The sequence below is a fragment of the Cohnella panacarvi Gsoil 349 genome (assembly GCF_000515335.1).
GTDB classification, from domain to species: domain Bacteria; phylum Bacillota; class Bacilli; order Paenibacillales; family Paenibacillaceae; genus Cohnella; species Cohnella panacarvi.
In genome coordinates this window covers 1,353,198-1,375,925 of sequence record NZ_KI911563.1, presented here as the reverse complement: position 1 = coordinate 1,375,925, position 22,728 = coordinate 1,353,198, and the positions used below count along the sequence as shown (strand labels likewise).

At 51.5% G+C, this 22,728-nt stretch carries 21 protein-coding genes and 2 pseudogenes; 16 read left to right on the top strand and 7 right to left on the bottom strand.

The window, feature by feature from the left end; all coding sequences use genetic code 11:
• Positions 1-58 precede the first annotated feature (58 nt).
• The 12 genes from COHPA_RS0106560 to COHPA_RS26415 all read left to right on the top strand — a co-directional run bounded on the left by COHPA_RS0106560 (position 59) and on the right by COHPA_RS26415 (position 14,212).
• On the top strand, positions 59-433 hold the full coding sequence (locus tag COHPA_RS0106560; protein ID WP_027085401.1) for a hypothetical protein: 375 nt from the start codon (positions 59-61) through the stop codon (positions 431-433).
• 11 nt (positions 434-444) lie between these two features.
• Positions 445-1,017: a phage adaptor protein gene (locus COHPA_RS0106555; protein ID WP_027085400.1), complete on the top strand. Its 573-nt coding sequence runs from the start codon at positions 445-447 to the stop codon at positions 1,015-1,017.
• 9 nt (positions 1,018-1,026) lie between these two features.
• The gene (locus COHPA_RS0106550; protein WP_027085399.1) at positions 1,027-2,643 is read left to right on the top strand and encodes a hypothetical protein; all 1,617 of its coding nucleotides are present in this window, start codon (positions 1,027-1,029) and stop codon (positions 2,641-2,643) included.
• A 79-nt stretch (positions 2,644-2,722) separates the two neighbouring features.
• Entirely contained in the window at positions 2,723-4,132 is a 1,410-nt protein-coding gene (locus COHPA_RS0106545; protein WP_027085398.1) for a hypothetical protein, read from the top strand.
• A gap of 4 nt (positions 4,133-4,136) precedes the next feature.
• A complete protein-coding gene (locus COHPA_RS0106540) occupies positions 4,137-4,922 on the top strand; it encodes a hypothetical protein (RefSeq protein ID WP_027085397.1) in 786 nt (261 codons plus the stop codon).
• Between the two features lie 43 nt (positions 4,923-4,965).
• The gene (locus COHPA_RS0106535) at positions 4,966-5,493 is read left to right on the top strand and encodes a hypothetical protein (RefSeq protein WP_027085396.1); all 528 of its coding nucleotides are present in this window, start codon (positions 4,966-4,968) and stop codon (positions 5,491-5,493) included.
• A 271-nt stretch (positions 5,494-5,764) separates the two neighbouring features.
• Positions 5,765-7,249, top strand: coding sequence for a hypothetical protein (locus COHPA_RS0106525; RefSeq protein ID WP_027085394.1), 1,485 nt, complete (start codon positions 5,765-5,767; stop codon positions 7,247-7,249).
• A 1,696-nt stretch (positions 7,250-8,945) separates the two neighbouring features.
• Positions 8,946-11,600, top strand: a complete 2,655-nt coding sequence (locus COHPA_RS25475; protein ID WP_156926608.1) for an LPD38 domain-containing protein — start codon at positions 8,946-8,948, stop codon at positions 11,598-11,600.
• A gap of 64 nt (positions 11,601-11,664) precedes the next feature.
• A complete protein-coding gene (locus COHPA_RS0106515) occupies positions 11,665-12,132 on the top strand; it encodes a phage holin family protein (RefSeq protein ID WP_027085392.1) in 468 nt (155 codons plus the stop codon).
• Positions 12,129-12,887 (top strand): DUF1906 domain-containing protein, encoded by a 759-nt coding sequence (locus tag COHPA_RS0106510; protein WP_027085391.1) that lies wholly within the window; start codon positions 12,129-12,131, stop codon positions 12,885-12,887. Before COHPA_RS0106515 ends, COHPA_RS0106510 begins: the two co-directional genes overlap by 4 nt.
• A gap of 141 nt (positions 12,888-13,028) precedes the next feature.
• The gene (locus COHPA_RS0106505) at positions 13,029-13,229 is read left to right on the top strand and encodes a hypothetical protein (RefSeq protein ID WP_156926607.1); all 201 of its coding nucleotides are present in this window, start codon (positions 13,029-13,031) and stop codon (positions 13,227-13,229) included.
• 752 nt (positions 13,230-13,981) lie between these two features.
• On the top strand, positions 13,982-14,212 hold the full coding sequence (locus COHPA_RS26415; protein WP_084760427.1) for a helix-turn-helix domain-containing protein: 231 nt from the start codon (positions 13,982-13,984) through the stop codon (positions 14,210-14,212).
• Here COHPA_RS26415 and COHPA_RS23050 read toward each other — a convergent pair.
• The 3 genes and pseudogenes from COHPA_RS23050 to COHPA_RS0106480 form a co-directional block, all read right to left on the bottom strand.
• A pseudogene (locus tag COHPA_RS23050) lies at positions 14,200-14,592 on the bottom strand (manganese catalase family protein); the annotation flags it as partial. The gene COHPA_RS26415 and the pseudogene COHPA_RS23050 sit on opposite strands and share 13 nt — an antisense overlap.
• 12 nt (positions 14,593-14,604) lie before the next feature.
• Complete coding sequence (locus COHPA_RS23045) at positions 14,605-14,850, bottom strand: spore coat protein CotJB (RefSeq protein WP_035120191.1); 246 nt, start codon at positions 14,848-14,850, stop codon at positions 14,605-14,607.
• A 73-nt stretch (positions 14,851-14,923) separates the two neighbouring features.
• A complete protein-coding gene (locus COHPA_RS0106480; protein ID WP_027085385.1) occupies positions 14,924-15,157 on the bottom strand; it encodes a spore coat associated protein CotJA in 234 nt (77 codons plus the stop codon).
• Positions 15,158-15,352: 195 nt separating this feature from the next.
• Between COHPA_RS0106480 and COHPA_RS0106475 the strand changes: the two genes are divergently transcribed.
• The 3 genes from COHPA_RS0106475 to COHPA_RS0106465 are packed head-to-tail and all read left to right on the top strand — an operon-like array spanning position 15,353 to position 18,340.
• Positions 15,353-16,945 carry a sensor domain-containing diguanylate cyclase gene (locus COHPA_RS0106475; protein ID WP_027085384.1) on the top strand — a complete coding sequence of 531 codons (1,593 nt, stop codon included), beginning with the start codon at positions 15,353-15,355 and terminating at the stop codon, positions 16,943-16,945.
• 18 nt (positions 16,946-16,963) lie between these two features.
• A complete protein-coding gene (locus COHPA_RS0106470; protein WP_027085383.1) occupies positions 16,964-17,593 on the top strand; it encodes a hypothetical protein in 630 nt (209 codons plus the stop codon).
• Between the two features lie 48 nt (positions 17,594-17,641).
• Positions 17,642-18,340 (top strand): HAD family hydrolase, encoded by a 699-nt coding sequence (locus COHPA_RS0106465; protein WP_027085382.1) that lies wholly within the window; start codon positions 17,642-17,644, stop codon positions 18,338-18,340.
• Between the two features lie 615 nt (positions 18,341-18,955).
• On the opposite strand, the gene COHPA_RS0106455 is transcribed toward COHPA_RS0106465, so the two are convergent.
• Entirely contained in the window at positions 18,956-19,264 is a 309-nt protein-coding gene (locus tag COHPA_RS0106455; RefSeq protein ID WP_027085381.1) for a hypothetical protein, read from the bottom strand.
• A gap of 91 nt (positions 19,265-19,355) precedes the next feature.
• On the opposite strand from COHPA_RS0106455, the gene COHPA_RS0106450 reads away from it, so the two are divergent.
• Positions 19,356-20,309: a hypothetical protein gene (locus COHPA_RS0106450; protein WP_156926606.1), complete on the top strand. Its 954-nt coding sequence runs from the start codon at positions 19,356-19,358 to the stop codon at positions 20,307-20,309.
• Between the two features lie 146 nt (positions 20,310-20,455).
• On the opposite strand, the pseudogene COHPA_RS26410 reads toward COHPA_RS0106450, so the two are convergent.
• The 3 genes and pseudogenes from COHPA_RS26410 to COHPA_RS0106440 form a co-directional block, all read right to left on the bottom strand.
• A pseudogene (locus tag COHPA_RS26410) lies at positions 20,456-20,800 on the bottom strand (transposase); the annotation flags it as partial.
• Positions 20,801-20,815: 15 nt separating this feature from the next.
• On the bottom strand, positions 20,816-21,055 hold the full coding sequence (locus tag COHPA_RS0106445; RefSeq protein ID WP_027085379.1) for a hypothetical protein: 240 nt from the start codon (positions 21,053-21,055) through the stop codon (positions 20,816-20,818).
• A 456-nt stretch (positions 21,056-21,511) separates the two neighbouring features.
• A complete protein-coding gene (locus COHPA_RS0106440) occupies positions 21,512-22,723 on the bottom strand; it encodes a YheC/YheD family endospore coat-associated protein (protein ID WP_027085378.1) in 1,212 nt (403 codons plus the stop codon).
• Positions 22,724-22,728 lie beyond the last annotated feature (5 nt).

Below are 22,728 nucleotides of genomic sequence, written 5' to 3'. Positions count from 1 at the left end.
AACGAGAGGGGCCTTCTGGGCTCCTCTTTTTACATATTCCCGAGGGAGATGACTTCATGTGAACCGACATTACCGCCAAGGCTTCCGTCGTGATTTCCTCAACGATCTGAATGACGTCGAGCCTCAACTGCAAGCATACGACGAGCACTTATACCTGATGTATAACGGCGAGACCGGCGAACACCTCATCATGGATGGTCTGACTGAGCTCGCGGTTATGAAGATCCCTCAACCGGGATGGCCAAATCTGAACAGCGCGATCGTCGACCATATCCGGAAGATTCATACGATGAATGGCTTCTCGGCCGTCGCGGAGATTGAAGCCGCGGACAACGCTAGAGAGCGTGACGTTGAGCGACGCAAGGATGAGCTCGCTGAGGACTTCGCCAAGAACATGTACCACGCAGATAAGTATTCCATCACGGTTAACTGAGGAGTGAGACGATGAACACGGGAGAACTGATCGATCGCGTACGTCTTGAAGTCCATACCGATCTGACGGATGCCCAGATCGTTAGTAAGTTCAACCTGTTGTCGCTTCAGCTCTTTCGTGAGTTCGTATTCCCTGAGCAAGTCACGATCTATACGACTACCGATACTCCGTATCTAGCTCTACCAGCAGACTGCGCGGAAGATCGCATCCGCTGCGTGATTATAGACGATATCGAATACACCAAAGTGACTCCGGAAATTCAGAATCCACCGGCTAATTTTTGTACATCGTTCCTCGGAGCACTTTATATCAATCCTGTGCCTCCAGCCGGTAAGGAAGCTTATCTATATTACAGGCCGCGGCCCATTACGCTTAGCGCCAGTGCCTTGTCTACCAGCCCGAACTTCCCCGAAGATTATCACGAGCTCTATGTCTACGACGCCGCCAAGTGGATTGCAGGTTTAGCACGCGATACGGATATGCGCAATAACTTCCAAGCGGATTTCGATGAACTTATGAAGAGGGCGAAGAAAGGTCTTAAGAAGATGGGTCTGAAGCGCGTAAAAGAAACTACTATTTGGTGAGGTGGAGAGATGGAAACAGCTATGAGCATTGCGATGAAAGACATGGGGAAGTTAATAGCAGCGGCTAACTCTCCACAATCTGAAATAGATGAGCTTAGAGGCGAGTTTGATGCGCTTCAGGCGGAAACTGTGACAGGGGTATATAACATTGTCACAGGATACGGTGCTGATCCGACAGGAGCAACATTCAGCGATTTAGCTTTCAACAACGCGGTGAATGCCGCAGTTGCGGCGGGCGGCGGAATAGTGGAATGCCCGCCTGGAACCTTTAACTTTAGCATTTACCCATCATCATTACGTCAAGAGACGATTACAGAGACAAAAGACCTTAAAAACATCATTATCCGTGGTGCAGGAAAAGCGACAATATTAAAGGGTGTTTCTGCTGATGGACACGACGTATTGCAACTTAACGGTGTAAAGAACCTGACCATCAAAGACTTAGCGATCACATCTATAAAAACCAGTCCGGCAGATATGTCACACGGCTGTAACGGTATTTCTGTTACAAACGGCACGAATAACGTCACAATTGACAACGTGTATGCGTATGATCTCCCTTATGTCGTTAAACCGACTTATGTTGATGGCGGCAAACCATTTACTGTACAACCTGGAGCGCTTGGGGTGGAGGCTTGCCATAACATCAATGTGATTAACTGCGAGAGTGATAACTGTCCGTTTGGTTTTGAAGCAAGTATGACGGGAACAGAGCCATACCAACCTTATGGAATAAACGTAATAATGAACACATTCAAGGCATTCTATCGGATACTCTCCATAGGCGCAAGCGCACCTGCTTCCGGCAATTTCAATGAAAAGTTGATGTTTAATGTCGTGGATAATATAGGAATCGGAGCACAACAGGCCCTTGCTTTGACTAGAGTAAGTGGAATGTTTGAAAACAATCAATTCTATTCTGATTTGACAGCTATCCCAACAGCAATATCTATCGATACGGCAGTTGTTCCGATTGGCGTAGTGTCTTGCGAACATGCAGTTGTTAAAGACAATTTTGTCTACTACGCGCGTTGCGATCATTACGCGCGTGTAGGTGGGACGGGATCGGGTGCAACCAAATTCTGTTCGTTCAAGGACAATCAATTCACGGGTGCGTCCGATGGGGCAGGATTCCTCGCAATTGATTTTGGAGGGAACACGGTAAGGAATAGCGTGTTCGCGAATAACCAGTTCCGGGGCGTTACGACCGTCGCCTACGACGAAAAGTATTACGAATCCGCTAACGATAACGTTATCGTCACGAATGGGGCGGGAACCCGCTTTGAAAAGCTTGGAATCGGCACTACTGGCGATATTAGCGGAGCCGATTTTGTCATAAATGGCATGCTTGGTTTTACTTACTCGGACGGCAAGTCCGCGACTAACTTCATCTTCCGTAATGGAATCCCAATCGCCGTTAAGCAAACGATTAGCAGCGGGGCCACAACGAAGGTGTTCCAAGTCCTATCAAATGCAGATGCCGAATTGTTCAACATTGACAACAGTGGCCACATTCTCACAAATCAGGTAACAACGGCAGCTGTTCCTGGGACGCAGACTAAGCGGTTGCCAATCTACGATGTGGCTGGAACGCTAATGGGTTACATTCCGATTTATAGCACCTAAGTGAACCTACGGACGATAATGCGCAGCAAGCCGAGGGTTTACGACCTCGGCTTTTTATTTTGCAGAGGAGGGGTGAACCGTGGCTAACTGGACACCTATATCTGGCATCAAGCCGCCTATTCCGATCCGGGACTTCGCCGGCGTGTACAAGCCTGACGACGAGGGCTTCAATTTAGCCGATAACGTGTTCACGGAACTCATTAACTTCTGTCCGGATAAGTATCCTGCAATCACGACGAAGCCCGGCTATAGCGTCATCGGTACGTTCGGGACGCGCGTGCTAGGACTCGGCGCATGGAAGGACAGCGAGCTCCATGCGGTCTTTAACGACGGTAGCTGGAGACGGCTAAATAATGATGGAACATGGACCAGTTTGGCGACGGGGCTCAACACCTCGGCCGACTGGTCTTTCTGCAACTTTAAGGGGAATCTGACAGAGATCAACCTGATCGGCGCGAACGGTACGGATGCGATCAAGAGGTATAACGGTTCGACCGTTCAGAACCTCACGAATGCGCCATCAGGCGGCAACTACATTACAACGCAGGCTAACCGGCTGTACTGCGCCAAGGAAAACTCCGTGTTGTTCTGCGCGCTAAATAAGCCGACCGACTGGTCAACGGTCGACGATGCCGGCGAGATCGGTTACCAAACGACGAACGGCGAGACGATCAATGGGCTTAATGCAGGGTATCAGCACGTTACGGCGTACAAGCCGTCATCGATGTCGGAACTATACGGTACGGGTCCAAGCAACTACAGCTTTCCTGTGGCCGGAAGCGACATCGGAGCAACTGGAAACAAGGCGGTTACAGTTAAGGACGACGTGCAGTTCTTCGTCTCACGCGACGGAATCTTCCGCTATGACGGCGGAATCAGGCCGACCAAGGATTATTCGGTGGCGGTATACAACTTCGCTCGTGCTATGAATCCGGCGCAGCTGGCAAAGTGTGTCGCGGAGTCGGACGGGCGGTACCTGTACTTCGCTATCCCTTATGGATCGGCGACGGAGAGTACGACATTGCTGCAGTACGATCCGATGCATGGCGCCTGGTACACGTGGGACGGCGTATCCATCACGCAGATGCTTCGCGTCGGCTCGAAGTTCTACATCGGCGACGCATCCGGGCGCGTGCTGCTCCTTGGCGGAACGACGGCAGCGGGCTCGGCCATCACATCGACGGCGATTACGAAGCCGTTCGCGCTCGACTCTATCGCCCGTAAGCAGGAATGGTACAAGCTGTGGATCGTCGCCTCCGTGCCAGCTGGCAGCACGCTACAGGTGTACGCGAGCGGTAAGGCAGCCGGCAACGACTGGACGCTTGTCAACAGCCTGACGGCCGCGAGCGAGATTCAGTACAAGGAGCTGCTGATCCCAACGACGTCGCTTCGCGGGGCAAATGCGGTCCGCCTAAAGATCGTTGGTACGGGGCCGGTTACAATACATGAACTGACTCGCCAAGTTAGGGAGTTACCAATGAGGAGGTAAAGAGATGCCATTACAACCGATCAAGGTGCTGACCGAAGCGGCGAAGAGTTTGGAGGAGCTAACCAACGAGCTCGCCAAGATGCAGAAGATCCTGAATTACCTCCTCGAAGGTAATCTCGACTTCGACAATATCAGGGCACGCGGTATTAAGGCAGAGAATATTGAAGCGAACTCGATCACGGCCAATGAGATCGCGGCAAACACTATCACAGCCGATGAAATCGCGGCAAACACCATTACTGCTGACAAGATGGATGTCAATGAGTTGTCGGCGATCTCAGCGAATCTCGGAACGATCAATGTTGGCACTCTGATTGGCGTACTTATCCAAGCCGCCACTATTATCGGTTCGTACATTGCTACCGCAAACGGGACTTACCCAAGGTCAGAAATGAATGTGCTCGGTAATTTTTTCGGAGCTTTTAAAGATGCTAACAACTCGATTAAATTAGAGTCGGATTATTTTGGAAATCCCATAATAATTCAGGCGGCAGGCGGTGTAGAGCAATGGCTAATTACTCCTAACCCATCTGGAGGGATGATTATCCAATCGCTTGATGACCTTGTATTAGCTGTGTCAGGAAATATAATCATGAATAATCTCGGGTTCCAAGTCCAGGTCCAGAACTGGGATTCTGTATACGGCCTAGGTAACCTACAAACACTCCAACAAGCGCTTGATAATAAGGCTAACAAATCAGCAGTTTCCAAAACGGTATATGTTGCCTCGACGAGCGGAGGAGCGGCAACAACTCCATTGACAATAACAAATGGTATAGTCACTTCATAACTTATATAGTATTATTGGGGAAAATGGCAAAGGATGATAATCAATGAAAAAGATTGTCATAGGCATTCTTATCGGCGCGGCATTAGCTTTCTCAGGACAAGCGCTGGCAGAAACTACCTCAAAAGTCGGCAAGACAATACAAACCGAATATACTGTCGTTGTCGACGGTGATCCCCTAAAAATGAAGGCTATTGCCGTAGATGGTTCGTCGTATACTCCAAACCGAGTATTGGCGGAAGCTGTCGGGTATAATGTAGATTTTAAAGACAATACTGTAATCCTCACAAAGAAGGAGGATGATATCATGAGCGATGTTGTAACGATCCCTGAACAGACTGTGCCAGAGCAGAGTGGTAACGACCCTGCGGTAACCGGCATTAGTCTAGAAGGTATTGAGGCGGGTTTAAAATCACTTAACTCGTTGCTGGATTTTGCTAAAAATTCACTTGAGAGAGCGACAACAGAAGAGGGAAAAGAAAAAATGAAAAAGAAGATAGAAGATATTACGGCTCAGATAGAGTCGTTAAATGAGATGAAAGATCAACTTGAATCGCAGCAACCAAAACAATGAAAAATGACTTTATCAGGTTCGGATTAATTGTCGCCATAATTTTTATCTTTGCAATCTTCGTTTACCCCACGCCAATTAGGTACGAGACAATTAATATCGGAAATGGCAATACCGCATTAGCCAAAATCAATAGAATCACAGGGAAAACGATGGTTTTCATCCCCACAGACGGCGGGGGATGGGAAGAGTTTGAAAAATAACAATAGTAATAGGTCACCTCGACACCCTCTGCGGGTGTCTTTTTCATTCCCAAAGAAAGGACTGATGCTGGATGGCTGCAGTACCGGATCCGAATAACCAGCGCAAGTACATCGAGAATATGGCCGCAGGTAAGACATCGACCGGAGGACAGGCTACGGCAGGTCAGATCGCTTGGGCTAAGGCACAAATACCGAAGCTTCCCGCTGCCGTCACGCCGCAATCCGATAAGCCGCCGGTGACGGCACCAGCCGACATTCCAAATCCATCCACTGGCGCAACAACGTCCGGCACGTCGACGATGACCGTCCCAACACCGCCGGCGGTAACGAAACCGCCGACAGAGTATGACAACTGGAAGGCGAAGCAGGACGAGCTCTTCGGGAGGTTAGAGAGTCTCGTTAACACGCCGTTCTCCTACAATCCGGAGACTGATCCGGGCTATCAAGCTCAGCGGCAGCTCGCTCAGCTACGTGCCGGTGATGCATCGAAAGCGGCGATGGAGACGATGAACGCAAGCGGGCTGCTCCAATCCACGATGACGAACAGTCAGCTCGGACAGATCCAGCAACGGGCGGAACAGGAGGCGGCAGCTTATATCCCGCAGTATCGAGATCAGGCATACGGGCAATTCCAGGATCGCCTGCGCTCTGCTGCTGACCTGCTAAGCACGGCGCGTAATCTACGCGGAGACGAGTTCAACCGATCCGTGACGGAGGCAGAATTGACGGGCAATTATCTCAGCGATAAAGATAGGACTGCCCAACCATTGCTCCAAAACTTGATTACCTACGGTCAGGAATTCGGATCGGCAACTCCGGAGCGGCAAGCAGAGTTGCGGAAGCTCGCTGATGATACCCGTGCGCAATTGGCGAGCATGGGAGTCGACCCATCGCTCTATGATCCTAATCTCTCCACTGAGCAACGCCAAGCATCGCTTGGTAAACTCGGAACGCGTACGCTTGCAGGAGAACATCAGGACTATGCCCAACAAGCGGATCAGCGCGACTTCGAGTTCCGGCAAGCCCAGCAACAATGGGAGAACCTGTTCAACCAAGCGCAATTCGACGAGTCGAAGGCTGCACGGGTCTGGGAGCAGGCGTTCAAGGAAAAGAGCTTCGCGCAAGAGGTCAAAGACGCGGCCGCCTCTCGCGGGCTTCAATGGGCAAGCCTCAATCAGCGTGAACGGGAGTTCATCGCCGACCAAGCGTTCCGTGATAAGGAATTCAAGTATCAGCAAGAAAAAGACGCGGCTGCCGCAGGTACGAATGACTTCGAAGCGGAGGTCATGAGTGGACTCAGAAAATTCGGTTCGCCTGATGAAGCTCGCGGCTGGCTTACCGAGAACGCGCCGGAGATCACGAAGCGACTAGGTAGAGAAGGTTATGACGACATCCTCAAGTCGCTACCTTCGTTCTACGGCATAACGGAGAAGTCCGACGACTCCGCGATCCGTCAGAAAGCCATTGACGCCGCAATGAAAGACGGCGATTGGTATAGTGCGAACGAGGCTGAGCGGCAAGCACTCATCAATAAGTATATGGCTTATTACCAGTAAAGGAGGCTGACCCATGGCACTGACCAGTCCGGATGATTACAAGAAGCGAAAGGGCGTGTCAGTCTCCTCTACCTCTAGTAGTTCATCTAGTGGGCTCACGTCCCCGGAAGACTATAAGTCCCGTAATATGCCTGAACGCATCCGCGCCGCTGAGAATAAGCAGTATGCCGACGCTATGGGACCGTCTCGCCTGTTGGAAATAAGTAACCTAGAGGCCGAGCGAGAGAAGGACCGTCTAGCGAATGAGACAATGAAGTCGATCGGCATGGACTTTGCCTCTCAACATGGCGGCGGACCACTTAAACTAAGCCAAGAGGGCATAAAGCGTATTGCCGCAACACAGCCTGTAGAGCCGGATCGTCCGAACTATATAGAACGTGTCCGCGAAGATACAAAGAAATGGCCCGCTTTGCTCCGTCCGATCGGGGCGGCAATCGAAGCCGTTGCCGAAGCTCCTTTAATGGTATCGGCACGCCAACAGTTAGGCACGGCATCGGATCGCGATAAACTGTATGAGCCTAGCAAGGCCGCTCAATTAGCCGGAGGAGCGCTTAATACGATCGGTAATATTACGTTCTCCGGTTCACCGATGGGTGGCATCTATCAAGGAACGGGGCAAGCGATATCTAGATATGCGCCTAGACTTGATAGTGCGGCTGACGGATTGAAAGCCGCAACTGGAAGGGTAGCCGCGTCAGCAATCAAAGGCGTTGCGGAGGGCGTGCCGACGAACATCGCGCAAGAGCTTATCGTTAACCCCGAGGCATCAGGTAAAGACCTGGCGGTAGCAGGGGCTGTCGGTGGCGCGTTCGGCCTTCTACCGGCTGCCGGTCGTGCAATTGCTGAAGGGGTTAGAGGTGCTCGAGGAGCTGCAGAAGGAGCTGCTAGAGGTGCCCTAAGTGCCGTAGATGCACTTGACCGCACAAGCAAATTGCCTCAGTATTCCGGAAAGCTGCGGGTCGACAAGTCTCTTCGTTCATCTCCGGTAGAAGGCGCTGTCGTAAGCGAATTACCTTCAAGCGATCAAAAACAGCCTTGGGAGATGACGAGAGAAGAATTCTCACAAATTCCCGGCACGATATATGAACAATCAGACTTTCAAAAGGAGTTCGGACTTTCTGCAGAACCTCCGATGCCATCGCCGATGGAAGCGCAATCGAGTCGTTTATCCGGGGAATATGATAAGTATCTTTTGTCGGATCCGCGAACTTTTGAAGATGGGTACGGAATAGGCACTGAATTTGAAGTCCCGATTCCGGAAGGTGAATTTGTCACCATTTATCGTGTTGCTCCGCTTTCCGAAAAAATCATACTTCCCGGAAAATATGTGTCTACTTCAAAGAAATACGTTGAACATCATCTTGAAAACCATACCAGTGGCAGATTGATCGAGAACCCTGAATTGTTGAAAGGTTCTCATATCCTAGAAGCGCGCGTACGTAAGAATGACGTCGTGGTCGCTGCTGGAAATGAATTGTGGTGGGCTCCGAAAGATGCGTATCAATCCGTATTGGATTTGGCAAAGTCGAAAATGCCATCCATAAGTAAAGTTAATGCTAGTTCTCTTACTGAGCCTACGGTTAGCGTTGAAAGATCTCCTGACGTTCAGCCTAGCAAATATGCGGCGGAGAGAATCGCAAAACGCCGTAATCTCGGTTTCCCGCAGCCCGAGCTTCCTACAGTACGTCGTCCGATCATGCGCGAGACGGCACAGGCTGGAGAAGACGGAGCTGCTCGGGCAGCGAGCGACGCAGACCTGCTCGGGTTCGTTCCGAAAGGCGATAAAGGTCGGTTCACCCACCCGGAGGACACGCGGACATACATCCGCTCCGGAGCAGAGAAGGAGCCGATCAGCTTCGAGAACGCGGTTAATAACTTCTACACGAACGCGTTCGATAATCAGCAACGCATTAATCAGTTTGACAAGTACGTTGAGTCTGTAACGGGTACGCCGCTTTCGCCGGAGGAGCGTTCCTATTACTTGGCGCTTAACTCTCGCGGCTCCGATATGGTCTCCAACCACATCTTAACTGAACAGCTCGTGAACGCTAAGGGCGATGTGATCGGCCAATCTCTCAAGGACATCACGAGTCAGATTCCACGCCGGGCATACAAGAATTTCACGGACTACCTCATCGCGAAACATGCCGAGACGCGGATGCTTCGGGACGAGACGGTGTATAACCGTAAAGCGAATATGACGGTCGATAAGGTGAAGCAGAAGATCGCCGATTACGATCGGACGTATCCGGAGTTTGCGAAGATCGCCGATCAACTCTACGAGTGGAATGAGCAACTGACGAAGTCCTGGCTCGTTGACACCGGGATCATCTCGCCCGAGACGGCGAAGGCGTGGAAAGATGCGAATCCCTATTGGGTGCCGAATAAACGATTCTTCTCCAAGCTTGAGCGCGCGGGCAAGGGGCTCGGGGCGAAGCGCGGATACGGGAATCAGAATAACCCGGTTAAGAAGTATTCGCCTACGGGGTCGGAGCGCGACATCATCGACCCGATCGAATCCATGATCGAGTATGTTGACCGTTACGTGAAGACGGCTAAGCGTAACGAGGTTATGCAAACCCTTATCAAGAACATCCGTAAAGATCCGGAGAGCTTCGGAGATTTCGCGGTAGAGTTAAAACGCGAGAAGGTCGAACCCGGATCGCTCGGTGACGACGGATTCGATAAGTTGATCGAGAGTATGGACGATGAGTTTAACCGGACGCTCCGGAAGAGCGATATTGAAAAGGATAATGTCATAAGCGGTCTGATCGATGGGGAGCGTGTCTATCTGCGCGTGAACGACCCCGCACTCCTGGAGGCACTCGTTAATATTACGCCGCAGGCACGCAGTAAGGTGCTAGAGTCCGCACGTAAGGCGACGAACCTCGTTAAGGTGCTGACGACCGGCATTAACCCGATCTTCTCGCTAACGCGGAATATCTTTCGAGACATCCCGACCGCATTCATCGCGTCCAAGACCACGAATAACCCGTCCCGCTTTGCTTGGGACTTGCTTGACGGCGTCGTTAGCACCTTCGGGAATAAGGACTTGTACAAGCGGTACAAGGCAGTAGGCGGAGGACATTCCAGCCCGGTCGCGGCCGACCGTGATCTCCTCGCGCAGAGCAAGCAATCCATCCTGCCGCAAACCCGCAGGGGGCTAGGGTTCCTCCCGCGTGCGAAGAGCGCGCTCGAGAATCTGAGCAACGTGATAGAGTCGGCCCCGCGTCTTGGGGAATTCAAGCGCCTAACGGAGGCCGGCGGAGACAGCTACGGCAGCCGCGTGGAAGGGTTGTACGAGGCGAACGACATCACGACCAACTTCAAACGGCACGGCACCGTTTCGAAGGAGGCCGACGCGATCTTCTTGTACTTGAACGCTGCTCTGCAGGGCTTGGATAAGACGGCGCGTATTTTTAAGGATAAGCCGGGCGCCGCGGTCTCGAAGTCGCTCCTGGCCGTTACATTGCCGACGATCGCGCTCTATGCGCTAAATCACGGTGACGAGGCGTACGAGAACCTGAGCAACTATCAGAAAGACAACTTCTTCAACATCCCGAAAGGCGACGGCACGTTTATTAAGATCCCAAGGCCGCGCGAGATCGGAGTTCCGTTCGGATCAGCAGTTGAACGAGCTTTGCGCGAGTGGGTTGATAAGGATCCGGAGTCGTTCCGCGACTTTTCCGATACGATCACGACCGCGTTCGCTCCTCCAGGTGTTCCGGCTAAGGAGCTCGCCGAGGGTGATTTCATGGGCGCCGCTGTCTCTCCGATACGTGATACGATCGCTGGCCCGCTGGTTGATGTTGCCGCTAACGAGAATTTTGCCGGGGCGCCGATCGTGCCTGGATACCTCGAGGGTGCTTCGCCTCGTAACCAGTACGACGCGAACACCTCGGAGATCGGGAAGAAGATCGGCGACATCCTGAACGTATCGCCTAAACAAGTCGATCATTTAATCCGATCGTATACCGGCGTCGTCGGGCAGCTTGCGCTCCCCGCTTCGGCAAAAGGTGGCACGGTAACGGACATGCTTACGAAGCAGGTCACAGCGGACCCGGTGTTCACGACCGATGCGACAAGGTACTTCTACGAGTTGAAAGATAAGGTCGATACGCAGTACCAGGATTTCAAGGTCACGGGTGAACCTCCGGCAGGATACAACGACGCAGCACGGAAGTACCTCGATTCCGTAGCCAGTGACATGTCCGACATCACCAAAGCGATCCGCGCGGTCGATGATATGGACCTCTCTGCTGGAGAGGCTAAACGGATGAAGCGCGAGCTCACAGAGCTACGAAATACGATGGCGCGCACCGCTTATAAGGCTGTTGCCGGTCAGCAGTAACACAGGGCTCCGCGTAATCGGGGCTCTTTCACATACATCACGGCTCACACCTAGGAGGCTACACATGAATAGGGAACAAATCGCGGCATCGAGTATCGGAGCTATTGCTCTTCCGATTTTTGAATTTATCTATGGCGAGGGAACGGCTGTAATGTTCAGCGTATTCGCATTAGCATTCTTTATTCTATTAGATTGGCTAAGCGGATCGAGAGCATCGCGCAAGGATAACACCTACGCCTCGCACTACGGGATTGACGGCGTGTTCCGAACGTTCTTCATGCTGTTATTGCCGGCAGGGGGCCACATGATCGACGTGGTGTTCGGAATCCCCGGCGTCGTATTTGGGATTCTCGTCGTCGGGCTGCTGCACCATACGATTAAGTCCATGACAGCGAACGCGGTCCGCGCAGGGTGGGCAGAGTGGTTGCCCATTAGCTTACTTGAAAAACTAACAGCTTGGGTCCAGTCCGAGATTGATTCGAAGATAGACCGCGCCGTGAAGAGAATGTCGGATCGCGAGGTGGGTAAATGAAAAAAGGAATCGATTGTGCTCAGCCGTTGACGGCCAGCGTCGCAAAGTCGCTTGTCGCCGCTGGGCAGACCTTCGCTGCTCGTTATCTCGTCCCGATAACATACAAGTGGAAGCGCCTGACGAGAGCGGAGGCGGAAGCGATCACGGCGGCCGGCATGAAGATCATAAGCGTGTTCGAAACGACTGCTAACCGTCCAGCTGGGGGCGCGAAGTACGGCACGGAAGATGGTAAGGCGGCGCTGGCAGAGGCGAGAGAAATCCGTCAACCTGCGGGATCTGCGATATACTTCGCTGTCGACTACGACGCGCATCCGAGAGACTATGATGCGATTGAAGCGTACCTGCATGCGGCAGCTTCGCAGCTCTCAGGGTACAAAGTTGGCGTCTACGGCTCGTATGCCGTCATCGAGGAGATGGCGAAGCGAGGGGCGGCGAAACACTTCTGGCAGACGTATGCCTGGAGTCGCGGCAAGAAGTCAGCGCGTGCGAACGTATGGCAGCATAAAAACGGTGTGACGCTCGCCGGCCATCCGCTAGATTTGAACGAGTCTTACGGGGGCGAGGGTTGGTGGAATACGAAATCGGCCGACAAACCGGCACAGGAGGTAAAACCGAAAATGAGCGCAGAAGACGCTAATAAGATTATCGGATTCCTACAAGCAGCGTGGAAGGCGACGGGAGACCAGGAATCGCGGGCAGAGTTCAATCGCCTCGCCAACGAGCTACGCAAAGCATCCGGACAACCGCTGCAATAACGAAATGCCCGGGGGCTTCGGCTCTCGGGCTATTTTTGTTTTATCCCACTGTACAATCCACAATTTACCTTTATTTACTCTTGATAAGAACAGACGTTCGCTATATAATGACAGAACAAATGTTCTTATTTGGAGGTGAATATGATGTATGACGTCCATCGCGTAGAAGTCTTGCCGGAGTTGCTGACGTTGTCGCTAAACTTCAAAGAGCCGATCGGTGTATTGGCGAATGCAGATCAGCCTTACACGGTCACAGGGATCGTCGAGGAGATCGACGATACGTCTGTCTTGTTAGAAGGCCGGCTGATCCAGTTGAGCAACATCGTAGGTGTAGAGCCATGAAGCTGGACGATACATCGCGAAAGCTGCTTCGGATATTGTACAACGCAAGGGGAGTTCCATTGATCGAGGAGTTGGCGCGTATGTCCGTAAGAACTCCAGGGCAGGTAAAGATGGCGCTGCGAGTACTAGCGGTTGAGGGGTTCATTCAATACGATCCGGATAATCACCGTGAGTTAAAGATCATCCAGGCGTGGGAAGTAGGACCGGAAGTGATTGACGTGAGGGCATTAGAACGGAGGATGGTGGATTGGGAGTTATATCCTGGGCGATAAGTACGAATCTAGAGTACATAACAGGAATGGTATCCATTTTCTGTGCAATTTAGTAAGGGATTATTTTTGTCAGCGGACCTAGACGCATTTCGACAGCGTTCGACTCGATTGTTCAAGTAAAGTCGATTTACTGAGAGCTATTAGCTCACAAATATCCGAAGGAGGTGCGGATATTAATCCGCTGCTTGCGATTCCTCGTTCATGAATTTTCTGTTGATCGCCCACTCGTGTAATTGGTCTTCGGAGCACCCAAAAATCAGGCAAGCAGCATGAATGTCTTCGGGTTGCATCGCGCGTTCATTTTTACAGAAGTGTGAGATCATCCGCTTGTGCCGCCCGGTCAACCTAGCGTAATGGGACTGGGTCCAGCCGCGTGCAGTAATCATGTCGAGCAGCAAGCACCTCCCTCGGGAGATGTACATGCTCGTATTTACTCCTTATCGTTTTCCTACCATTATACATCAAAGGATGGAACAGTGAATGATGACGAGACAAGTAAACGCTGAAAAGTTAACGCTGCGAGCTGCTCGAAAATCTTCAGGTTACTCCGCTGCTTCTGTCGCTAACTACTTAAAGGTGTCAGTTGGATCGTTGTACAGATATGAAAGGAATGCTGACAATCTAAGGATATCAACTGCGACTAAGATGCTGAGCTTGTACAATGTTCCGGCTAAGAAAATAAGATTTAGCAATAATTTTGATATGCCTTGATATATAATCGGATCGCCCTTGGCTTGGATATAAGTGGCCGTCCATGGATTGCCTGCGGCATTGTTATAGAACAGAGCGCTGTCATGGTTGACGAAGTGGGGACCGAGACCGGCTGCTTCGAGCTGCTCGGGGGTCGCATCCTTGGTCAGCTTGTAGATCATCGTGGCGATCATCTCGAGGTGGGCGAATTCCTCCGTGCCGATATCCGTCAACAATCCGATGACTTTATCCGGTATCGTATAGCGCTGATTCAAGTACCTGAGCGCGGCGGACAGCTCTCCGTCGGCGCCGCCGTATTGCTCGACCAAATAGCGGGCCATTCGGGGATCGCATTTGCTAACGCGTACGGGATACTGCAGCTTTTTCTCATAAATCCACATCGGCGTTCCCCCTTAAACTTGCCATGGCCAAGGGGTGTCGACCCACTGCCATGGAAACCGGGAATAACTGTGTCCGAACTGCAGGAGCGGCCCGTGCTTCATCTCGAAGGCGGCGGCCAGCCGCTGGCGGCGCTGCACGAGCTGATTGAACTGCTGGACGGCTTGCATATCCATCGGGTGCGTATCGAGATACAGCGTCAGCTCCACGAGAGCGAAGTCGACGACCTGCAGCTCTTCGAGATCGGAGCAGTAGGCCATGTGTTCATTGCGATCGGCATTCTCCGCGCGTTTGCTCTTAGGAGAATCGGCGCGTTCCTCGCGTTCGTTATGCTCAGCCATTCGGTTTCCCTCCTTTGACGGAGCGTCTGGACGTGAAGGGGCTGTAAAGCGCGGGCCATAGCGTTCCTCGCCGCAAAGCTTCTTCTAGCGGGAACTGCGGCAAATTCATCGGCTGGTACGGAATGAATTGGTTCGGCGGCACGATATACCATTTGACCCTGATCGGCGGACAAGGATCGTTCGGACTGACGTAGGGCTTCCAATCACGCCATTGCGAATCGTACATAGTTCGGCATCCTCCTCCAAGTTGGCGCTTTGGCGCGCCGCTATACGAGAAATCATCACCGCTATTGTATGCGGCAACGACAACGGTTCAGACCTTATTACCCAGGTCGATCTGAGGATATTCCCACATGAGGAAGCAGGGGAAAAGTCGATCGTTGTCGAATAGCCAAATAGATCATAGTCAAGGAGATGAAGAATGCGTAAGAATAAGGGATTTACGCTTCGATTTGCGGTAAACGCGCTCGTACTGTTCAGCGTTCTCGTCACGGTTATCATCAGCGCCGTGGTAGGCTATCAGAGCCAGAAGGATTCGCTGACGCGAACGACCTATCAGATGAACCGGATTTACACCGATAAAATAGCGGATACGGTAAACGGCTTGTTCGACTCCCTGTTCGATAGCTTGGATGAATTCGGACGGGAAATGTCGAAAGATTTACGCCGCTCCGATCTCCACGAGAGATTCGAACTCTTCCAGCGCACGCACCGGAACTTCAACGCCGTATTCCTGATCGGCAAGGACGGCATACTCGTAGAAGGCTCCAACGCGAAGGAAGAGAATATCGGAACGAAGATCGATTCGGTAGGAGCGAATCAAGCGCTCGAAGAGCGCAAGCCGCTCGTGTCGGAGCCGTATATGAGCATGACGACGAATAAATTGATCGTCATGGTGAGCCACCCCGTTTACGACGAGAAAGGCGAATACGCGGGCTTTATCGGCGGGTCGATCCGCCTGCACGAGACGAGCATTTTCCAGAAGATTCTGGGCAATGCCCCGTTCCACGAGGATGGATCGTATGCTTATGTAGCCGGCAGCTCGGGTGTATTGCTCTATCATCCGGATAAGACGAGAATCGGCGAGGATATTACGTACAGCGAGATTGTCCAGGAAACGATGAAGGGCCGCAGCGGCACGCAAAAGACGACTAATTCGCGCGGCATTAAGATGTTGGCCAGCTACACTTACATTTCCTCGGCAGGTTGGGGCATCGTCTCTCAAACGCCGAACATAATCGTCGTCGACTCGGCTCGCGGGCTCGTCAAAGAGTTAATGCTTTACATGCTCCCGGCGCTTATTCTGTTCATAGGGGTCATCTATTGGCTCATCGGCAAGCTTGCATCCCCGTTCTCCGTCCTTGCGCGGTTCGCGGTCCAACTGTCGTCGCGGAATAGCGGCAAAGTCGCTTTCCCGAGCATCCATCATTGGAATTACGAGGCGAACGAACTTCATAAGGCGTTCGGCAGAGCGGTCCGGCATTTCCGCTTTCAGTTCGAGCATTTGAAGAGAGACGCGCAGACCGATCCGCTGACCGGACTGTTCAATCGCCGCACGCTGGATCAGTTCGTCGCGCATCACATCTCGCAAAGGCTGCCGTTCTCGATGCTGATCATGGATTTGGACAATTTCAAAAGCGTGAACGATACGTACGGACACGACGTCGGCGACGAGGTGTTGCGTTTTCTGGCGGAGGCGTTAAAGCGATTGTTCGGCGAAGAATACGTGGTATGCCGGATGGGCGGGGAAGAGTTCGTCGTTCTCGTGCCGACCGACGATGCCGAAGCGGCGTTAAACGATGCGGAATCCGTTCGTTCGTACATGGCGGATACGGCAAGTCCGACGGGGAATCGCGTGACGATCTCGATCGGCGTAGCGACTTATCCGGCAATGGCGGAAACCTCGGAGCAGCTATACCGGAAGGCGGACGATGCGCTATACCGGGCGAAGCGACTCGGTCGCAACCGAGTCGAATTGGCGGGCGAGGACGATAGGGATGTGAAGTCGAGCTAAAGAAGGGGGGCAGGCGCCATGCCGATCATTCAGAAGCTGGCGTCGTCGCAGGGACGCAAAGACGAGGAGCCGAACATCGCATTGGCACGGGAAATCGCCCGGTCAGGCGACTCGGAAGCGGTCCGGGAGTTAGTCGGTTTGCTGCTAGTTAAGAACAAAGACGTTCGATGCGACAGCATTAAGGTGCTCTATGAGATCGGCGCGATGGAACCTTCGCTCATCTCGGAGCATGCGGAAGCGTTCGCCGCGTTGCTTGGCGATAAGAACAATCGTCTCGTCTGGGGCGCGATGACCGCGCTCGATGCGGTCGCGTCTTGTTCGCCGGAGCTGATATACCGTCAGCTGCCGGTTATCATGGAAGCCGCCGATAGCGGATCGGTAATCGCGAAGGATCACGCCGTCGGCATCTTGATTAAGTTGTCCGCGATCGAAGCTTATGCGAGAGAGACGTTCCCGATGCTCCTCGCGCAGCTTAGAAGCTGTCCGACGAACCAATTGCCGATGTACGCGGAGAACGCTCTTACGCTCATTCACGCGGGGAACAAAGAGGCGTTCAACGAGACGTTGCTTGATCGCCTGACCGAAATCGAGAAGGACAGCAAGCGCAAACGCGTAGAACGAGTAATCAATAAAGCCGTTAAACGGTAAAATAGGTTGGGGAGAGCAACTATAGCAATAGAAAGAAGGCAGCCTGTTATGAACGCTAGGAATGCACGAGATTGTCCGGATGCGATGATTTTCGATCTGGACGGCACGCTCTTCCAGACGGAGACGCTGCTCACGACGGTGCATCGCCGTTTGTTCGCCCAGCTTCACGCGGAAGGATTATACGGGGAAACCGCGCCTCCGATCGATCGATTACTGGGCTCGCTGGGCATGCTGCTGTCCGATATATGGAAGCAGGTCATGCCGGACGGATCGCCCGAGGCCCACGAGAGAGCCAACGAGCTCATGCTCCGTTACGAGATGGAGGAATTGGCGAAGGGCGTCGGTTCGCTGTATCCGGGCGTGGCGGAGACGTTAACGGAGCTCCGTCGCCGCGGAATTCGTCTATTCATCGCAAGCAACGGATTGGAAACGTACGTGAAAGGCGTTCCCGCCGAGAGAGGGATCGGGGAGTTGTTCGAAGGAATGTACAGCGCGGGGGAGTTCGGAACGTCCTCCAAAGTCGATCTCGTCCGTCGCTTGCTGGATACGTTCGGCGCGACGTCGGCGTGGATGGTCGGCGACCGCTCGTCGGACGTGGCGGCGGGCAAGGAGAACGGACTGTTCGTCGTCGGCTGCGACTACGCCGGATTCCGGCGCGAAGGCGAGTTGGACGGCTCGGATGCAGTCATTCGCGCGTTCCCGGAGCTGCTGGATTTGTTGGAGCGGCAACCTTCGCCGCGTGGATAGGACCGAAACTTTTCTCGTTGGACATGAGCTTCGATTGGATCAGCTACTCCCGCCGTCCGCTGGAGGGACGCCCAGGTGTCGTAGGGGGTGTATCGGAATTGCTGGTGGCCACCGCGGCAGAGGATCGCCGATTCGGCGGGAGAAGTGAAGTCGAGGAAGAAGAGCAAAAGAGTCTACTGATAACCAATGGGCAATGGAAGGGTTCCGGAATACGCAATACATCGAGTACGAAAACACCTATGACTTTCGCGATGGCGACGCCATGTTCTATTATGCGGATCTCTCCAGTAACTACGACTTCAATTCCTGCGTTCCGCACTAATACAGGAAGAGAGTAGCCAAACCTCTTTGGTAATCCGATTTACTGAAGATACTACCCTATAAATACAAATCTGATTTTGAGTTATATTTAGGCGTGAGCGACGATTTTCGTTGCATGGAACAATATGAAAAACGGCCATTGTTCGCTTTAACTGCGACAAGGCCGTTTTCGTGTTTTCTCATGATTACTCCGAATATCTACCCGATCTGCGTTCTGGAGGGGCTGAGCTTATTCACAAAATATGGTATTTGATACACATATCATCGCTTTTAGGAAAGACTAGAGGGTTGATTCTATGGGGACGAGTAGTCAATAAGTTGATAAGTCAAAAGCTTAGGCTTCTTTCCGAAATATGACCGATATTCAATGAAATATGTTTTACCAAAATCTATAATCTTCAAATCATCATTCGAGACCGTAATGTTTTTTTCTTGTCCGCCTAAATTAACAATTAATATCGATTTATTCTCAACATCGGCACTAATTATTTTTGCAATCTCGCCTGTTGTCTTCTTCTGAACTAAAGTCATTGTTAAGAATAACATAAAAATAACTACAATTAACAAAATGGTAGGCATTTTTAAATTTTTACTAAAATTCACTATTCTCACCCCCTAAAGAATGGAGAAATGTGTACTATTTATGATATTTTACAATGCAGATCCAAAAAAATCAAAAGATAGGTGGGAAATTATGTTCAAAAAATCGTTGTCTGTTCTATCAGTAACAATTGTCTCAGCAGCTATACTTATCCCAACAATCAGTGTTCAGGCAAAAGAAAAAGATCCAAATGTCGTCTTCAAGAGTGAGAAATTCGGCTCCACAGTCGTCTCTTTCTTAAACGATGGAAGAATTAAGGGAGTTCCACATCCCGAAAAATTAAGTAAAGAGGATCGAAAGAAGATTTTGAAACAATTGAATTTTAAAGACAAAGACATTGAAGAATATCCAGACGATTTCGAATTCGTTCTACTTCAGGAAGGCGGCCGAAAAGTCGAAGTAACTGTAGGAGATTACCAACACACTGTTACTCACGAAGATGGTACTACCGAAATAATTAATGATAGTCTGGTAGCCAGCACACCTACTACAGAAGGCCTCCCTAAGTCTAATGGAGAAGTAAATGTACTCTCCATGGGAACTGCTTCTGATGGGAAATGGTCTGGTGCCGGTGTCTTGACTTACTTAGGGACAACCACAACAGAGTATAAGTATAAATATAGAACTACATTTAATTGGTCTTCTAAACCGAATTATGTCTACGTAGACGACATTGCAATCTCTTGGAATGATACTTCCGTACCAGTGGGAACTTCTGGTTATGATTACCGTAGGTATGAAGACGGTGGGTATTACTCTCACACGAGCAGAATGTCTCTTACACAAGTCATTCCTGCTGGTGTATCTGCAGAGATCGACTTAGCAAGTCAAGAAGGCAACCATTATGGATATCTCGAAAGAGAAGTGAGAATTGCTAAAACAAGGCAAGGACTAACAGAGGTATTTGGTTCAGCGTATGGACATTCACATTTGCCTAGCTGGATGGGCGGTATTGGCGTATCTATCGGTTGGGCATCTATTGATCTGTCAGGTACTGGAGATCAATGGACATGGACGAGTACATTTACCGTGGGATCCACTTCATAAAACAAAATTGGTAAAAGTAATTTGATTAAATAATGGGGCTGTTCCAAAAGGATGTTTAGCTCGCTTTGAGAACAGCTCACTTGCGACAAAACCCTAGATATTTATGAAGACGGCGGCTACAGAGTGGTTATCCCTGTGCCGCCGTCTCATGTTTTTTTGTCTATTGCTGCTTTTATTAGTGAATTATGTGCAAGCGAAAGCCACCCGACCTACAGGCTTACCTTCGACAAGCCACAAAGCAGAAAAGGCCGGAATCCCCGGTTGTTTTTCATTTGCCCGAACACACTTTCCGGCTCGATCATTCGTTTGACCGATAATGCATAGCCTTCCTCGCGCCGGAGTTTCTCTAGTACCTGCTCTTTGTAACGCCTATACCTTTGACTGACACTGACTTCTTGATTCCCGGACTTCGTGCATGCAGACTTTAGCAGACACCCTTCGCAACTTAGGCTACGGTAATACCGATTGCGAACTTCGAACCCGCTATCCGTCTTCTACGTGCTTTCTTACTTGAGCGGCCTCACCAAGCTCTGCAAGGTCTGCTCCTCGTGTTCTTTCTCGTCCTCAAGCTCGGACGCGTCAATACAGCGAATAAAGTCTGGACCTTCACTCGCCAGTTCGGCCTGTTGCTTGACGACGGTTTTGCCCCAATCGAATAAATAGCGATTTGCGTTTGCTTCGATCTTGATGCCGTAGACGAAATAGTGATCCAGCTCGGTGTACTTCTCGTCTACGAAAAATTGCAAGCGACCGTAAAGACCGACTCCAGAACGGACTTCATCCGTTCGGAGTTAATACGGTTGATGGTACGAAAGTCTGGCCGCTGTCCACGAGATACACTCCTTTCCTTTTTGTCGATAGAAAAATAGCCTTTTTACAAGTCAAAAAGAACCCGTTTTTTGATAAAATGGAAGTGCGACCCACTATTTACGAAAGAAACGGTTTCTTCGTTTCTATATTTCCCGTCAAATCGCTAAAGCTGTCCGGGAACCCGTCATTTTCAGGTGAACCGCCGGCAGGAGCGAAGCGTTTGGCTTTGAAATCCGGGGATGTTATTGTAAATCCTAATTCCAAATTCCAAATCCCCTGATTTTAACAGCAATCGGAACGAGATACATCTCCGTAAAAAACAAAGCCGATAGAAAAGAAAGGGGGTATCCCTTAGTTGTTAACATTACTTTTGGGACACCTCCCTGTTTCGATTAATATACGCCGTAAGCTTCCAAGTTCAAAGCCTGCGGTTGATAGTTTCCGTCAGGCTGTCCGGAGCTTGCGTTCCGATGCTCGGCCGATAAAGACGATTTGTGGCCGTGCGAGACCCTGCGCTGCTGATACACCCAGAGTCCGTACTCGATGGGACGAACGATCGCTTTGCGGTAGACGTCGCGTTCGCCCGCCTTGCTGAACACTTCGCGAGAAGGCTTCGGATTGACTTCGAGCAGCCAGATTCTTCCGTTACGGTCGATCGCAAGGTCGAGGGCAAGCTCGCACAAGGCCTCGTAGGTCGACTCCAGGTGTCTAGCGACGCTAATGCCGAGCTTTTCGGCTGTCGACTTGATCTGCGAGATTTGCGCTTCGCTGCCGACCCATTGCCGAAGCAACGCATTCATCGAAGCCGCCTGCCCGCCGCCGTGCAAATTCGAAGTGATGCTGCCCGCGGGGCCGATCCGGCCGGCGCATCCCGTCACTTCCCACGCGCCGGAGCCGTTCTTCTGCACGAGCATTCGGTAATCGTGCACGCGCCCGTTAGGCAGCTTGATGTTAAGCCCTTGTTGGGCGATGTATCGGTCTCCGTGCATATCCCAGCTCCGGATCGCGGGCGCCAAGCTTTGGCCGGACACGACTTTCGGCTTTACGATTCCCCGGGAATGGTTGCGTCCTTGCAATAAATAGGAGCCTTCCGACCTGCGGTCGATGCGCAGAATGCCGCGTCCGCCGGTGCCGTTGATCGGCTTCACGTACACCGTAGCATACTTGCGAAGCAACGACGTCACGTCTTCGGTCGATTGATACAGCTTCGTGGCGGGTAAATGGTTGCGGAACGCGGGTACGCGCGATAGCGTTTTGTATATCGTCCATTTGTTGCGCAGCGGACGATTAAGGAACGTAAGATGCGAGTAGCGTCGTCGGAAAGCGAGCAGCTCTTGGAACCGATGGCTGCGCTGAATGCGGCATCGATCGTAGATCACGTGGGGGAATTTCACCCACTTGCGACTCCAGCTTCTCGTCTCCGGCTTGAAGTGCAGCGCGTTGATCCGGCCGGCGCCGTCATCGACGTCTTGCGGGGTGAAGACGAAGACATGAATGCCGATCCGTTTGCCCGCGGCGATCATTTTCTCGTATACCGGCCGTTCCTCCAGCGTTTTTCTGTCGTTCAAATATAAAGTAAGAATGCCTAGAACGGGCTGAGACAATGCTG